At 59.4% G+C, this 14665-nt stretch carries 15 protein-coding genes; 14 read left to right on the forward strand and 1 reads right to left on the reverse strand.

Annotation, left to right across the window (positions count from 1 at the left end; all coding sequences use genetic code 11):
* Positions 1-9 precede the first annotated feature (9 nt).
* The 7 genes from PW792_11850 to dapB all read left to right on the forward strand — a co-directional run bounded on the left by PW792_11850 (position 10) and on the right by dapB (position 4889).
* Positions 10-399 (forward strand): hypothetical protein, encoded by a 390-nt coding sequence (locus PW792_11850; protein ID MDE1162624.1) that lies wholly within the window; start codon positions 10-12, stop codon positions 397-399.
* A gap of 33 nt (positions 400-432) precedes the next feature.
* Positions 433-825, forward strand: coding sequence for a hypothetical protein (locus PW792_11855; protein MDE1162625.1), 393 nt, complete (start codon positions 433-435; stop codon positions 823-825).
* 23 nt (positions 826-848) lie between these two features.
* A complete protein-coding gene (locus PW792_11860) occupies positions 849-1208 on the forward strand; it encodes a carboxypeptidase regulatory-like domain-containing protein (GenBank protein MDE1162626.1) in 360 nt (119 codons plus the stop codon).
* Between the two features lie 33 nt (positions 1209-1241).
* Positions 1242-1553 (forward strand): hypothetical protein, encoded by a 312-nt coding sequence (locus tag PW792_11865; protein MDE1162627.1) that lies wholly within the window; start codon positions 1242-1244, stop codon positions 1551-1553.
* Between the two features lie 81 nt (positions 1554-1634).
* Positions 1635-2744 (forward strand): aspartate-semialdehyde dehydrogenase, encoded by a 1110-nt coding sequence (gene asd / locus PW792_11870; protein MDE1162628.1) that lies wholly within the window; start codon positions 1635-1637, stop codon positions 2742-2744.
* 13 nt (positions 2745-2757) lie between these two features.
* The gene (gene lysC / locus PW792_11875) at positions 2758-4188 is read left to right on the forward strand and encodes a lysine-sensitive aspartokinase 3 (GenBank protein MDE1162629.1); all 1431 of its coding nucleotides are present in this window, start codon (positions 2758-2760) and stop codon (positions 4186-4188) included.
* Positions 4189-4196: 8 nt separating this feature from the next.
* Entirely contained in the window at positions 4197-4889 is a 693-nt protein-coding gene (dapB, locus tag PW792_11880) for a 4-hydroxy-tetrahydrodipicolinate reductase (GenBank protein ID MDE1162630.1), read from the forward strand.
* A gap of 69 nt (positions 4890-4958) precedes the next feature.
* On the opposite strand, the gene PW792_11885 is transcribed toward dapB, so the two are convergent.
* Positions 4959-6794, reverse strand: coding sequence for a TonB-dependent receptor (locus PW792_11885; protein MDE1162631.1), 1836 nt, complete (start codon positions 6792-6794; stop codon positions 4959-4961).
* Between the two features lie 120 nt (positions 6795-6914).
* Here PW792_11885 and PW792_11890 point away from each other — a divergent pair, with 120 nt between their 5' ends.
* The 7 genes from PW792_11890 to PW792_11920 all read left to right on the forward strand — a co-directional run bounded on the left by PW792_11890 (position 6915) and on the right by PW792_11920 (position 14640).
* Positions 6915-7349 (forward strand): MarR family transcriptional regulator, encoded by a 435-nt coding sequence (locus PW792_11890; protein MDE1162632.1) that lies wholly within the window; start codon positions 6915-6917, stop codon positions 7347-7349.
* 61 nt (positions 7350-7410) lie between these two features.
* A complete protein-coding gene (locus tag PW792_11895) occupies positions 7411-8679 on the forward strand; it encodes an aminopeptidase (protein ID MDE1162633.1) in 1269 nt (422 codons plus the stop codon).
* On the forward strand, positions 8670-10301 hold the full coding sequence (locus PW792_11900) for a trehalase family glycosidase (protein ID MDE1162634.1): 1632 nt from the start codon (positions 8670-8672) through the stop codon (positions 10299-10301). Before PW792_11895 ends, PW792_11900 begins: the two co-directional genes overlap by 10 nt.
* 20 nt (positions 10302-10321) lie before the next feature.
* Positions 10322-10918, forward strand: a complete 597-nt coding sequence (locus tag PW792_11905) for a TMEM175 family protein (protein MDE1162635.1) — start codon at positions 10322-10324, stop codon at positions 10916-10918.
* A gap of 28 nt (positions 10919-10946) precedes the next feature.
* Positions 10947-11861, forward strand: a complete 915-nt coding sequence (gene dapA / locus PW792_11910; protein MDE1162636.1) for a 4-hydroxy-tetrahydrodipicolinate synthase — start codon at positions 10947-10949, stop codon at positions 11859-11861.
* Between the two features lie 105 nt (positions 11862-11966).
* Positions 11967-12836, forward strand: coding sequence for a 2,3,4,5-tetrahydropyridine-2,6-dicarboxylate N-succinyltransferase (locus PW792_11915; GenBank protein ID MDE1162637.1), 870 nt, complete (start codon positions 11967-11969; stop codon positions 12834-12836).
* A 160-nt stretch (positions 12837-12996) separates the two neighbouring features.
* Positions 12997-14640, forward strand: a complete 1644-nt coding sequence (locus PW792_11920) for a CotH kinase family protein (protein ID MDE1162638.1) — start codon at positions 12997-12999, stop codon at positions 14638-14640.
* The last annotated feature ends 25 nt before the right edge of the window (positions 14641-14665 follow it).

Raw genomic sequence — 14665 nt, forward strand, 5'->3', positions numbered from 1 at the left:
AGGACTCCAATGACAGTCCGCAAACCACTCAAGGCCGCAGCCATCACGCTCTTCGTGATCTTCTGCGGCCTTGCTGTTTCTGCTCTACTTCTCTACTGGAATAACCGTAGACTCCAGCGTGCAGACGAAGCGACCTTTGAGATGAAGGCAGACGAAGTCGAACGCGCCTTACCCGTCGGTACTCCGCGAGCAGCCGTCGAAGACTATGCAAAAATCCACGATCTGGACCTCTTCGATGATGGCTCGTCGAATGTCAGCATCAGACTCCAGCGCATCCATTCGGCACAGTGGTATTGCGGCGATTGGATAGGCGTCGTGCAACTTGGCTTCAACTCGAAGAGTGAGAAGGCTCCCCGCACAACAACGCTCCGCAACATCTCCGGTGGCGATTGCTTGTGACGAACTGGCTTACGAAGGCGCAAAATAGAAGTTGTGAAGACGCTCGTTACGACCTCGCTCCTCCTTGCCGCCTCCCTCTCGCTCGCCGGATGCAAGTCCGACAAAGCCACCAAACAAGCGGAGTCCGTGGACAAGAGCGCGACGCCAGTCGCTGCTGCGGCTGTCATTCCGGCCGACGCTGGAGAGATTAGCGGCGTGGTGAACTTTACCGGCAAAGCCCCGGCTCCGGTGGCGATCGACATGAGCATGGACCCGGCCTGCGCCATGTCCGGCGGCACGAACACGAGTGAGCAATATGTGGTGAACGCTGGCAAGCTGGCGAACGTTTATGTCTACGTGAAGGGCGTGACGCCGAGCGTGGCTCCGGCGGGACAAGCTCCGGTGGTGCTCGACCAGAAGGGCTGCAAGTACACGTTCCGCATGTGATCGCCGTGCAGCAGGGCGGCAGCGTGAAGTTTGAAAACAGCGACCCCACGATGCATAACGTCCACACCATGCCGAGCGTGAACCCAACGACGGACGTAAGCCAGGGCCCGATGGGTGCGCCAGAGACGAAGCAGTTCACCAAGCCCGAGACGATGATTCCGGTGCGCTGCAACAACCATCCGTGGATGAACGCATTCATCAACGTGGCGAACTCGCCGTACTTTGCGGTGACGGGCGCTGACGGAAGCTTTACGATCAAGGGCCTGGCGCCGGGAACGTACACCGTGGCTGCCGTGCATGAGAAGCTCGGCGAGCAGGATGTGCAGGTAACTGTTCCGGCGAAGGCAACCGCAAAGACTGCGTTTGCGTTCCAAGCGAAGTAGCTGGTAAGCCAGCTCTTCGGAGGAACCACCGTCATGGATGTGCACGCAGCTCTTCTTACACACACCATTCCGCTGTGGTTCCTCGTACTCAGCCTGTTTCTGCCGCGCCTCTGCATCGCGCTTGCCTTCGTCCAGCACTCGATGGGGCACTACATTCCATCGGCGGTGGGACTGATCCCGATCCTGGTGTGGCTGCTGGTTCCGCGTATTTTGATCCTCTTCTGGATCTACCAGGACCAGGGTATCGGGCTGTGGTTCCTGATCCACGCGATTGCCCTGCTGCTGGCCTGGGGCGGTGGCGGAACGAGGGTCGTACGACGACGCCGGGTCGAAGTGTACGACTAGCGCCCAATGTGACTACAAAGTCTTATAGATGGATAAGCCGAAGCAGCGATTGACGCGGCTTTGGTGCGTTATCCTAATGGGATGGAACGTCGTAACGTCGGTATTCTCGGCGCGACCGGTGCGGTCGGCCAGCGCTTTATTCAACTTCTCGCCAATCATCCCTGGTTTGAGATTACGTGGATTGCTGCGAGCGATCGCTCGGCAGGCAAGACCTACGAAGATGCCTGCAAATGGCGCCTGGATACGCCGCTGCCCGAAAGCATTGCCAAGATGGTGCTGCAGCCGAATGTGCCCGAAGGCTCGGCTGTCGAAGTGCCGCGCATTATTTTCTCGTCCGTGGACTCGGACATCGCCAAGGAGCTCGAACCGAAGTTTGCCGCTGCTGGATGCGCGGTGATCTCGAATAGCTCGGCGTTCCGCATGGGTGCGGATGTGCCGCTGGTGGTGCCGGAAGTGAACGTCGACCATCTCGACGTGATCGAGAAGCAGGCTACGCGCAAGACCTCGGGCGGCTACATTGTGACCAACCCGAACTGCTGTGCGATTGGACTTGTGCTGCCGCTCGCAGTGCTTGAGCAGAAGTGGGGCATCGAGAAGCTGTTTGTCGCGACGATGCAGGCGGTCTCCGGTGCAGGCTACCCCGGCGTGGCGTCTCTGGATATTCTCGGCAACGTGATTCCGTACATCAAGAATGAAGAAGAGAAGCTACAGGAAGAAGTATCCAAGCTGCTGGGCGGCGTGACTGACGGCGAGTTTGCACCGGGCAACATGACCGTGAGCGCAATGTGCCATCGCGTGCCGGTGATCGACGGCCACACAGAAGCTGTAAGCGTCAAGCTGAAGAAGCCCGCGACCGCCGATGAGATCATTACGGCCTGGCGCGAGTTCCAGCCGCTGCACGGCAAGGGCCATGAAGGGCTGCATCTGCCTTCTGCTCCGCTGAGCCCGGTGATCTACCAGGATGGTGTGGACCGTCCGCAGCCGCGACTCGACCTGCAGGCCGGCGATGGCATGACGACGACGGTTGGCCGTCTGCGTCCGTGCACGCTGTTCGACTGGAAGTTCACGCTGCTGAGCCACAACACGATTCGCGGCGCGGCTGGTGCGGCGCTGCTGAACGCAGAGATCCTCGCAGTGCTGGGCAAGTTTGATTTTCGTAACTATCCGCCGGTGAACTCGGCGAAGGCATAAGGACTGGAACGCAATGAGCTCTCCGCGCAACCATATCGTAGTGATGAAGTTTGGCGGCACGTCGGTGGAAGATGCTACCGCGATGCTGCGTACGGCAGCCATCGTTGAAGGCCGCTTGAAGAAGGGGCTAAGCCCTGTCGTCGTTGTATCGGCCATGGCGAAGGTTACGGACACGCTGCTTGCAGCGGCTGCAGCCGCAGGCAAGAACGACCGCGACGAAGCCCTGAAGCTTTCCGACAGCCTGCGCACACGCCACCTCGGCGTTGCAGCAGAGCTGGCAAGCGGCGATGCCCTGACCTCGCTGCAGATCAACATTCACCATGACTTTGACGCGCTGGACGAAATGCTGCGCGGCATCTGCGCGGTGGGTGAGTTGACGCTGCGTTCGACCGACAACATCGTCAGCTTTGGCGAGCGTCTGTCCAGCCGCATGGTGACCGCGGCGTTCGCGCACAAGGGAATGAACTCGGCGCACGTCGATGCGCGTACCGTGATCATCACCGATGACCACTACGGCAAGGCTGCACCGGATGAAGCGAAGATCGCGCTGGCTCTTGAGGCTGGCGTGCTTCCGCTGATCGACGGCGGCAAGGTGCCGGTGATGGGCGGCTTTATCGCCTCGTGCAATGGCGTAACGACGACGCTGGGACGTGGCGGCTCGGACTACACTGCGGCCCTCGTTGGCGGCGGCCTGCATGGTGGAGCGATCGAAATCTGGACGGACGTCAACGGCATTATGACGACCGATCCTCGCGTGGTGCCAGAGGCCCTGCGCGTGAAAACAATCAGCTTCGAAGAAGCGGCTGAGCTTGCTTACTTCGGCGCGAAGGTGCTGCATCCGGCGACGATTCTGCCAGCCGTGCAGAAGAACATTCCGGTGTGGGTACTGAATAGCCGCAACGCGGAGAACGAAGGCACGGTAATCACCGCGACTCCGCCGCCGTGCAAGAGCCCGTTCAAGTCCATCGCCGCAAAGAAGAAGCTGACGATCATCGATATCGTCGCGAGCCGTATGCTGCTGGCTCACGGCTTCCTGAAGCTCGTCTTCGACGTGTTTGACAAGTATGGATGCGCGATTGATATGGTTTCGACGTCGGAGGTTTCGATCTCGGTGACTGTCGACTCCCGTGAGAACCTGCCGCAGATCTGCGAAGAGCTTTCGAAGATTGCTGACGTAAAGCTTGAAGGCGCCAAGGCGCTGATCTGCATGGTGGGCGAAGATATTCGCGGACATGCAGGCATCGCCGCACAGGTCTTCGACGCGGTAAAGCACGTCAACGTTCGCATGATTTCGCAGGGTGCAAGCGAAATCAACATGAGCTTCATGATCGAAGAGCAGGATGTCGAAGAGACGATTCGTTCGCTGCACAAGAAGTTCTTTGCAGCCGCAGATCCGAACATCTTTGACGTAGAAGCAGTGGCCGCTGTGGCCGCGAAGGCATAGGGACAACCATGAGAATTCTCGTATTGGGCGTGGGCAAGACAGGCAAGCTGGTGGCAGAGGTTGCTGCCGAGCATGGTCATAGCGTTCACGTACTCGATGCCACCGAAAACAAGGGTGGCGCAGCGCTGACGCCGCCGTTCGTCGCGGGCTTCGATGCGGTGATTGACTTCACGACACCGGAAGCCGTGCTGACGAACATGCGTGCGGTGCTGGCTACCGGCGCGAAGATGGTCGTCGGAACAACGGGCTGGTATGAGCGCCTGCAGGATATGTCGCAACTGGCAGATCGTCGCGGCGCTTCCCTGCTCTACGGAACGAACTATTCGATCGGTGTCCAGATCACGATGGAGCTGGCGAAGCGGATGGCGGATGCGCTGAAGGGCCTCGGCTACACGTTCTCTATCGATGAGACGCATCACACGTCGAAGCTGGACTCGCCGAGCGGCACCGCGCTGACGCTGCGTGATGTTGTGGCGAAAGAAGTCGGGCTGGAGGACGAGATCGTCATCACGGCTCATCGTACGGGTGATGCTGCCGGTATCCACACACTGGAAGCTGACAGCGCAGGCGACAAGCTGGTGCTGACGCATGAGTCAAAGTCGCGGCGCGCGTTTGCCGAAGGCGCTGTGCGCGCAGCAGAGTGGCTCACCGAACAGAAGCCTGGTGTCTATAACTTCCGCGATATTTACAGCAAACTGTAATCGCTGGCAGAAACGGAAACAGAACGAGCGCCGAGAATCTCTCGACGCTCGTTCTTGTTTGCGGGTTTGTTAGCGCTTGCCGAGCGCAAGTTCGATACCACCGGCAAAGGCGCGTGGGGGCATCGGAACACCGATGACTTCCTGGTAGCTGGCGTTGTTCAGGTTGGTCATCTGCAGATAGGGATGCAGACGCCAGCGCTCGTAGGCGAGCGAGGAGTCGAAGACGGGATAGAGCTGACCGTCGAAACGGTTCACCACGCGAAGGCGCTCGCGCAGTGTGAGGCCGTTGCGAAAGCTGCCGTTGTAGACGACGCTGGCGTTCTGGTTGGCGTAGTTGAAGACGTACTCCGATTGCAGGCCGTTGAGAGCGTCGCGTGCGCCGGTGAGCGTGGTGAGCGAGACACGAATCTGCTGCCCAGCACGCGGACGCCACTCCGCAGCAAGCTCCACGCCGCTGAGTTGAATGTGCGTGAGGTTTGCGGCCTGCCAAAGATCGGAGCTGGTCGCACGGACGTAATCGATGACGTTGGTCTGCGACGAGGTGAAGCCCGTGGCGGAGAGCGCCCAGCGATCGCTCGGGTAGTAGTCCGCACCGCCTTCGTAGCTCCAGGCGTTTTCAGGCTTCAGGTTCGGATTGCCCTTGCTCGTTGGGTCGGAGTAGTAAAGGTCCGTGTAAGTAGGCACGCGGAAGCCACGGCTGATGGCGCCGCGAAGCTTCAGGCGTTCGCCAAGGTATTGATCCACAGCAAAGGACGGGATGAAGACTTGCGTTCCGCCGGAGAAGACCTCTTCGCGAGCGCCCAGGGTTACGGCTCCGTGGCGCGTGGTGCGGAGACGCGCGTTGAGATATCCCGCTCCACGGTTGCGTCCATGCTTGCCGAGGTTTGAGCTGTCGATCTGGTCGAAGTTGAAGTCCAGACCGGAGTCCAGCGTAAGGGATTGCCAGTGGAAGTCGTCATGACGACGAAGAACGCCCTGCCACGAAGTGTCGATGTGGTTGTTCTGATAGGCCGCAGGATTCGTGCGATAAAGCGTGAAAACGTCCGTATGGCGACGATAGGCGAGCGCGGTACTCATACTTGAGCCGAGTTGCTGTTGCAACGCAGCGTACCAGTCCTTCGTGCGCTCGTAGGAAGGATAGTTGCCGTAAAACTGTGCCGCACCGTACGCGCGATCGCTGGTGGCAAGCAGCACGGAGCCTTCGCCAAGCGCGCTGTGCAGATAGCTGTCGCTCGCCACCTCCTCCGAGCGGTAGTCACGATCAGCCATGAAGCCTTCGGAGAAGTCACGCGCCCCGCTCAACTGCTCGCTGAAGCGTTGCGAGCCGTAGCCGAGCACGGCGGATTCAGAGTTGCCGCCGAAGCTGCCTGCCCCGGCGCGCAGGCGTGCCGAGTAGCCCGACACAGGCTTTGCCGTGGTGAGGTTGACCACACCCGAGACAGCATCAGAGCCGTAGAGCGTCGAGCCTGCGCCATGCAGCGTATACACACCGCTGAGCGCCTGGAACGGGACAGGGATATCGAAGTTGAAGTGTGAGGTCTGGGCGTCGTTGATGCGAAGGCCATTCAACAGGACGAGCGTCTGCTCGTACGACGAGCCACGGATGGAGACATCGTTCTGCACGCCGCCGTTGCCACGCTGTTGGATATCGACGGAGCTATCGTCGCGAAGCAGAGAGGACGCACCATCAACCAGATTGCGCACAGGTTGGACGTCGAGCGCCGTGGTGGCACGCTCAGAGTCTGCCTGGGTGACAGGGTCGACCACACCAATGACGGTGACTGTGTCTCGAACCGCGGTTGTCGCACTCGAGCTCTGCTGAGCCGTGGCGGAATAGGCGAACGTAACCCCTGCCGGTAGCAGCAAACCCCACACAAACAACCTGGACTTCCATACGAACCTCATGCCACACCTATTTCGAAAACGTTGAAGAAGCTTCTTGAGCTTGAACCAGATATCTATGCTCTTCAACCGTAGTTTTGTATCATTCGAAATAGTTGAACAGATCAATCAAAGGCCTTCTCTGTGCGCATCGAAAACTTCCTTACCGAAAGCCCCATGTTCTGCGTCATCCGGAGCGCACGCCACTTCGACAGCTTAGCCACCCAGCTCTTCAAGGCCGACGGTCTGAACTTTCTTGAGGCGCTTATCCTCTCTGCGCTCTTCTTCGAGTCTGCGGAGCTGGTGAAGCCTTCTCAGCTCGCGGAGGCTTTCTCGACGACCCGGAGCAGTGTGAGCCATTGCATCTCCGCCCTGGAGAGCCGGGGTCTTGTGCAGCGCAAAGTCGACCCCACCGATGCACGCGCGTATCACATTGCGCTGAGGCCGCAGGGCCGAAAGGCCGCCATTCGCGTGATCGGTGCGCTCGACAGGCTTCAGAAGCATTTTGAAGATCAGGTGGGCAAGGATTCTCTTCAATCGAGCCTCAATATTCTGCGCACGTTGACCACCCCGGTATAGCCAGCAAACCTATTCGCGGTCACCACTTGTACTCGCAGCGTTCCCGACCTACGCTATAAGGATGGCAACCGCAACCGCTCCCATCTTCGCGTCTCTCTCGTTCGAACAGAAACTCGACCGCCTCGCTGAAGTAGCTGTTCGTATTGGCCTTGGCCTTCGCGAAGGCCAGGAACTCGTGCTGACAGCGCCGACCGACGCGCTGCCACTGGTACGCCGCATCACGGAACATGCGTACAAGGCCGGAGCCAAGCTGGTGACGACGTTCTTCTCCGACGACGAGACGACGCTCGCACGCTACCAGAACGCCCCCGAAGACAGCTTCGACTACGCTCCAGCCTGGTACTACGACGCTATCGCTACAGCGTTCAAATCCGGCGCAGCGCGCATGGCCATCACCGGGACGAATCCCGGGCTGCTGAAGGCGCAGGACCCAAGCAAGGTTTCCCGGGCAAGCGTTGCGGTTTCGAAGGCCTATAAACCCGCAATGGAGCTAATCACACGTCACGAGATCAACTGGGCGATTGTTGCCGCTGCGACGCCCAAGTGGGCCGAGCTTGTCTTTCCCGGTGAGCCGGAAGACGTTGCCGTGAGCAAGCTTTGGGAGGCGATCTTCCATGCTTCGCGCATTACGAGCGATGACCCGGTGGCCGAGTGGCGCGAGCATGGCGAAAATCTGAAGCGCCGCGTCGATATGCTGAACGCCAAGCGTTATCACTCGCTGCACTTCCACACCGCCGATGGCAAAACGGACCTGACCGTCGGACTGGCGGACCAGCATCTGTGGGCTGGCGGTGGAACGCTTGCTGGCAACGGTATTTACTGCCAGCCGAATATCCCGACCGAAGAGTGCTTCACGACGCCGCACAAGGAGCGTGTCAACGGTATGGTGACGGCATCGAAGCCGTTGTCGCACCAGGGCACGCTGATTGAAAACATCCAGTGCACGTTTGTGAACGGCAAGATTGTGAAGGCGACGGCAACAGCAGGCGAAGCCGCGCTGAACAAGTTGATCTCCACCGACGAAGGCGCTCGCCAGTTGGGCGAAGTGGCACTGGTTCCGCACAAGTCTCCGATTGCGGAGTCGGGCATTCTCTACTGGAACACGTTGTTCGATGAGAACGCAGCCAGCCATATTGCGTTGGGGCAGGCCTACTCGACGTGCCTGATCGGCGGCGAGAAGATGAGCGATGAAGAGTTGGGCAAGCTCGGTGCCAACGAGAGCCTGATCCATGTGGACTGGATGATCGGTGGCCCGACGATGAGCGTCGACGGCGTCCACGAAGATGGCTCTGCAGAACCGCTGATGCGCGAGGGCAACTGGTGCGCGTAAGCCGCCACGTCGCCTGCTCTGCGCTGTTGCTTTGTGGCCTGGCCGCGGCAGCAGCGCAGAGCAGTGCCGCGCCGTCCTCTACAACACAGCCGAACATCAGCTCGTACATCCATGAGAGCTGGGACAAGCTTTCTCGCTCCACCACGGAGTGCGCGTCGCTGACCGACACCAAGGTGTCTACGGTGCCGGTGCTCTATCTGCCTGCCGATCAGCGTATCCCGGCCGACGTAAGAGCACTAACGAAGACGTGCAAGGTCGACGTACGGAAGCTGCCGAAGGCGATTCATCATCAAGGCGATGTGGTTCCCGCAGACCTGAAGCAGCCCGGCCTGCTGTATCTGCCGCACCCTTACGTTGTGCCGGGTGGGCGCTTCAACGAGATGTATGGCTGGGACTCTTACTTCATTTTGCTCGGTGAGATCACCGATGGCAGAGTGGACCTGGCGCGGGGCACGGTCGAGAACTTCTTCTACGAGATCGAGCATTACGGGGCGATCCTGAATGCAAACCGCAGCTATTATCTGACGCGCTCACAGCCGCCGTTTCTCTCGTCGATGGTGCTAGAGGTTTATCGCGCAGAGCTGAAGAGCGACCCCGTGGCGGCGAAGAAGTGGCTGCGCGAAGCATGGCCTTACCTGAAGCGCGACCACGAGTTGTGGATCAGCGAACCGCATCTTGCAGGCACTACCGGGCTAGCCCGATACTCCGACCTCGGGCACGGCCCTGTGCCGGAGATGAGCGATGACAGCAGCTACTACGTCGACATCATCCACTGGTTGCAGGCGCACCCGAAGGAAGCGCCGAAGGCGTACCTGGAGCCGGCGAAGGATGAAGCCAAGTGCGCAGCGGGCGAGCATTGTCTGCGCGCAGAAGCCAACGGCGTACAGCTAACGGAGAGCTTCTTCGCCGGAGACCGGGCGATGCGCGAGTCGGGCTTCGACACGAGTTTCCGCTTCGGTCCCTATAGCGGATCGACGGAAGAGTATGCTCCCTCCGGCCTGAACGCATTGCTCTACAAGTACGAACGCGATGTCGCATTTATTGCAGCGACGCTCGGCGAGCGCGACGAGGCCATTGCGTGGAGTTCTACTGCGGGGACGCGGCTGGCGACCATCCGCCGCCTACTGTGGAACGATTCGCTCGGGATTTATACGGATTACAACTTCCGCACGCAGCAGCAGTCGACGTATGCGTTTGCGACGACGTTCTATGCACTTTGGGCTGGCGTTGCCACGCAGGCGCAGGCACAGCAACTGCGAGACGCGCTGCCGGAGTTTGAGCGCAAAGGGGGTCTGCTGACGAGTACCCACGTCACCGGCGTGCAGTGGGACGCGCCCTTCGGCTGGGCCCCGCTGAACTGGCTGGCGGTGGCAGGACTCGAGCGGTATGGCTTTGACTCCGATGCTCGGCGGCTAGCAAAGGAGTTCATGCGCAGTGTCGATACAGGCTACGAGCACGATGGAACGATTCGCGAAAAGTACAACGTGGAGCAGGCATCGAGTGAAGTTATCGTTGGCGCTGGCTACAAGAGCAACGTGATCGGTTTTGGCTGGACCAACGGCGTGTATGCGAAGATGCAGGAACTGCTGGCGCCCCCGGCAAGTGTGACCGCGAAGCCCTAAGAAGAGGACGAAGAACGGCGATGGCGAAGCAGATGACAACCGGGCGGCTTGAGGCCTTCACCGATGGCGTGGTGGCGATCATCATCACCATCATGGTGCTGGAGTTGAAGGTTCCGGCGCATGAGATGTCGAACGGCGAAGCGATTCGCTCCATGCTGCCGATGCTTTTCGTCTACCTGCTGAGCTTCGTCCAGACCGGCATTTACTGGGTGAACCACCACTACATGCTCGACGACGTCGAGACGGTTTCGCACGGGCTGCTGTGGTCGAACCTCATCTTTCTCTTCACGCTTTCGCTGATCCCCTTCGGGACAGCCTGGGTCGGAGAACGCGGACTGTCCCCCTTCTCTATCGGGTTGTTTGCGATTTGCTACATGCTTCCGGCGGTGTCCTGGTACGCGGTATCGAACGCCATCTGCAAGCTGGGCGGTCAGCGTGTTGCGGGCGATGGAGGGACCGGCAAGCAGATTGCCTCTTCGGTTCTCTACATTGGGGCGATTCCGATGGCGTATGTCTCGGAGCACGTTGCGATTGGGATGATCGCCGCCGTGGCCGTGATATGGCTCATCCCTCCACGTACTTCGCGCGAAGGAAGAACGCAAGTCGCAGCGGAGTAGAGCTATTCGCGATAAAATTTTCCTTGGCATGGAACTGCAAGGCTGCGGCACCGCACTCATTACACCTTTTCGCCCCGATGGCACGCTTGACGAAGCGGCCCTGGTGGCGCACGTCAATTGGCAGATTGCAAACGGCATTAACCTGCTGATCCCCTGCGGAACCACCGGCGAAGCGGCAACGCTGAGCGAGCAGGAGTGGCTCCGCGTGATCGAAGTGACGGTGCAAACCGCTGCCGGACGTGTTCCCGTATTCGCTGGCGCGACGCACAACGCCACGCATCAGGCCGTGCTGAACGCGAAGAAGCTGGCGGGCATCGACGGACTGACCGGCATTCTGACGGCGAACCCGTACTACAACAAGCCCGGACAAGAGGGCCAGTACCAACACTTCAAGGCCATCGCGGAAGCCGTAGACATGCCCATCATGCTCTACAACATCCCCGGCCGGACCGGCACCAACCTGCTGCCGGAGACGATCCTGAGGCTTGCAGAGCTGAAGAATGTTGTTGCAGTGAAGGAGTCGAGCGGCAACATGGTGCAGATCACCGAGCTGCTTACGCAGGCCCCGCGCTCGCTGCGCGTGTTTGCCGGTGACGACTCTCTGGCTCTGCCGACGATCGCTGTTGGCGGCACAGGGTTGATCTCCGTCGCGTCGAACGCGATTCCTCAACAAATGTCCGCCATGGTGAACGCTGCCGTCGATGGTCACTGGGCAAACGCCCGTCGCATCAACCGCACGTTCTTTGAGTTCATGCAGGCAAACTTCATCGAGCCCAGCCCTGCCCCGATTAAAGCCGTGATGACACTGCTGGGACGTGGCAACGAAACTCTGCGGCTGCCGATGGTGCCCGTGAGCGCGACGACGAGACGCAAGCTGGAAATGATTCTGGGCGAACTGGCTTTGCTGCCCGAGACGCCGCACGCCGGCAAACGAATGTTCTAGCTCCGAAGACACGAGAAAACGCTAACGACCAGCAAGCGCTCAACTGCTCCAGATACCGCGGTTGAAGAGGGAGCGCTGCGCTGAAGAGAAACGAAGGAGAAAAATATGAGCACGAATACGACCTTGCAGGAAACGATTGAGCATTGGTTCGCCGCTGGCGCCGAGGCTGTGGGCAATGCGGACGCGATGACGGCGTTCCTCCAACTGCGCGATGCGCTGGAGGCTGGTGAGCTTCGCTCGGCGGAGCCCGATGCTTCGCAGGCAATCGGCTGGCGCGTGAACGCGTGGGTGAAGCGCGGCATCCTGCTGGGCTTCCGCCTCGGCTCGCTGGAAGAGATGAACGGCAAGCACGCAGAAGGCGGCTCGATTCTGAGCTTTGTCGACAAGGGCACCTACCCGGCACGCCGCTGGGCTCCTGAGCAGGGCGTGCGCGTGGTTCCTGGCGGATCAAGCGTCCGCTCGGGTGCCTACCTCGCCAAGGGCGTCGTGATGATGCCGCCTGCGTACGTCAACGTCGGCGCGTTTGTCGACGAAGGCACGATGGTGGACTCGCACGCCCTGGTCGGCTCCTGCGCGCAGATCGGCAAGCGTGTGCATCTGTCTGCAGCAGCGCAGATCGGCGGAGTGCTGGAGCCAGTGAACGCCTCCCCTGTGATTATCGAAGACGATGTGCTGGTAGGCGGCAACACTGGCGTTTACGAAGGCACGATCGTCCGCACCAAGGCTGTGCTCGCTGCCGGAACGATCTTGACGCGCGGCACACCGGTCTATGACCTGGTGAACGGCACCATTCTGAAGGCGACCGCCGAAACCCCGCTCATCATTCCGGCAGGAGCCGTTGTGGTTCCGGGTTCGCGTGCCGTTTCAAGCGGCCCGGGCAAGGAGATGGGCGTCAGCGTCTACACACCTGTCATTGTGAAGTACCGTGACGAGAAGACAGACCTGTCGACGGCGCTCGAAGACCTGCTGCGGTAGTCGACGAAGCGAAAGTATCGCAAAACGATTCAACAGTTTTTCACACAAACCTTAAGCCCAACTGAATCTTGCCGTTTCCTCTATTCGTCACACGGGGAAACGGCATTTCGTTTTGCCCCGCCCGGAGTCGAGGGTGAGTGTGTTCTCAGGAGAAAAAATATTGGCTAAGCGATTAGTGCTGGCTACAGGATTGGGGCTTATCACCGCCCTCCTGTCAGGATGTGGCACGACCTCTACGGTGACGAACTGCCCGGCTCAGCCGCTGGCGAACACGGCAAGCTCCGGCAGCAACTTCACGCTTACGCCGTCGAACGCCATCGTCACGGTCTACCCCGGAGAGACGACGAGCATCCCTGTGAACGTGAACTCCGTAAACGGCTCGACGGGAACCGTCACACTCGCGCCGACAGCTCTGCCCCAGGGCGTGACAATCAGCGGTGGTACAGCGACCATTGGGACGACCACCAACCTTACGATCACCACCTCGATCGATGTCGTGAAAGCGTGCTTCACGGGCCAGATTGGCTACTGGACCGCAGACCGTGCGCTGACGATCTCCGGCTCAAACTCCACTGGAACGGCGACGACGCAGCTGGATATGGATGTCGAGCTGGAGAACAAAACGTTCCAGCCTACGACCAACTACCTTCCGGTGATGCGTATTACGACGACCGATGCCGCCCCGGTCACGAGCGAAGATGACTACGTTACAGGGTCGATGACAATTACGGATTCGACAGACACCTCCAACAACTACTCCGGCACGCTCGGCATTAAAGGTCATGGCAACACGAGTTGGGAAGAGCCCAAAAAGCCCTACCGTCTGAACCTGGACTCCAAGGCCGCCCTGATAGGAATGACGTCAGACAGCAACTGGATTCTCCTGGCGAACTACGACGATAAAACGATGCTGCGCAACGATGTCAGCTTCCAGATGTCCCAGCTCTTCGGGATGGCGTGGACACCAAGCAGCGTCTTCGTTGAAATGTACATGAACGGCGAGTATGAGGGTGTTTATGAGTTGACCGAAAAGGTCGAGGTATCAAAGGCCCGTTTAAACATCGGCTCCATGGATGACACCGACATCAGCGGCGAGGACCTGACAGGCGGCTATCTAGCCGAGATCGACCACTACGATGGCGAGACACTCATGATTCTTAGCCAAGTAGGCTTGCCCATTGGGCTCGACGACCCGGACCCGCCAGCAACCGAGCAAGCCACCTACTTCACCACGGCCCTGAAATCTGCTGAAGGCTCAATGTATGACGAGACAAACTGGCGGAGCACAACCAACGGCTGGCAGGCTTACTGGGATTCAGGTTCCGTTGTGAATTGGTTTCTCGTTGAAGAGTTAGCAAACAACCTGGACGCCTCCGACTCTTCGAGCGATTACTTCTACAAACCGCGTAGCGACCCCAAGTTCTACCGCGGACCTGTTTGGGATATGAACCTGGGCTACGGAAACATCAACTACTCTCCAACTGTCAGCCCAACAGATAACTACATTCGGTATAACGCCCTCTGGTACAAACGTCTTTTCGATGATCCAGCGTTTACGAGCATGTTGAACGCTCGCTGGCAGGTTGTGCGCACAAATGCCCAGACATTGAACAGCTATATCGACACTCGCGCGGCTGTTCTGCAAAATGCGCAGGCGAACAACTTTGCACGTTGGCCTAACCTCGGCGAAAGAGTGTGGCCGAACCCTGTCGCCCTCGGCTCCTATCAGGCAGAAGTAGACGCCATGAAGACGTGGATCACAAAGCGTCTGGCGTACATGGACAGTACCTACGGCACAAATTAGTTCCCGTACTCTTCAACGCAACAAG

Source organism: Acidobacteriaceae bacterium, from assembly GCA_028283655.1.
Lineage (GTDB): Bacteria > Acidobacteriota > Terriglobia > Terriglobales > Acidobacteriaceae > Granulicella.

Coding starts and splice junctions, on each gene's coding strand:
- dapB (MDE1162630.1), top strand. CDS start 4,197: ATGAGAATTCTCGTATTGGGCGTGGGCAAGACAGGCAAGCTGGTGGCA.
- asd (MDE1162628.1), top strand. CDS start 1,635: ATGGAACGTCGTAACGTCGGTATTCTCGGCGCGACCGGTGCGGTCGGC.
- lysC (MDE1162629.1), top strand. CDS start 2,758: ATGAGCTCTCCGCGCAACCATATCGTAGTGATGAAGTTTGGCGGCACG.
- PW792_11915 (MDE1162637.1), top strand. CDS start 11,967: ATGAGCACGAATACGACCTTGCAGGAAACGATTGAGCATTGGTTCGCC.
- dapA (MDE1162636.1), top strand. CDS start 10,947: ATGGAACTGCAAGGCTGCGGCACCGCACTCATTACACCTTTTCGCCCC.
- PW792_11905 (MDE1162635.1), top strand. CDS start 10,322: ATGGCGAAGCAGATGACAACCGGGCGGCTTGAGGCCTTCACCGATGGC.
- PW792_11865 (MDE1162627.1), top strand. CDS start 1,242: ATGGATGTGCACGCAGCTCTTCTTACACACACCATTCCGCTGTGGTTC.
- PW792_11850 (MDE1162624.1), top strand. CDS start 10: ATGACAGTCCGCAAACCACTCAAGGCCGCAGCCATCACGCTCTTCGTG.
- PW792_11895 (MDE1162633.1), top strand. CDS start 7,411: ATGGCAACCGCAACCGCTCCCATCTTCGCGTCTCTCTCGTTCGAACAG.
- PW792_11885 (MDE1162631.1), bottom strand. CDS start 6,794: ATGAGGTTCGTATGGAAGTCCAGGTTGTTTGTGTGGGGTTTGCTGCTA.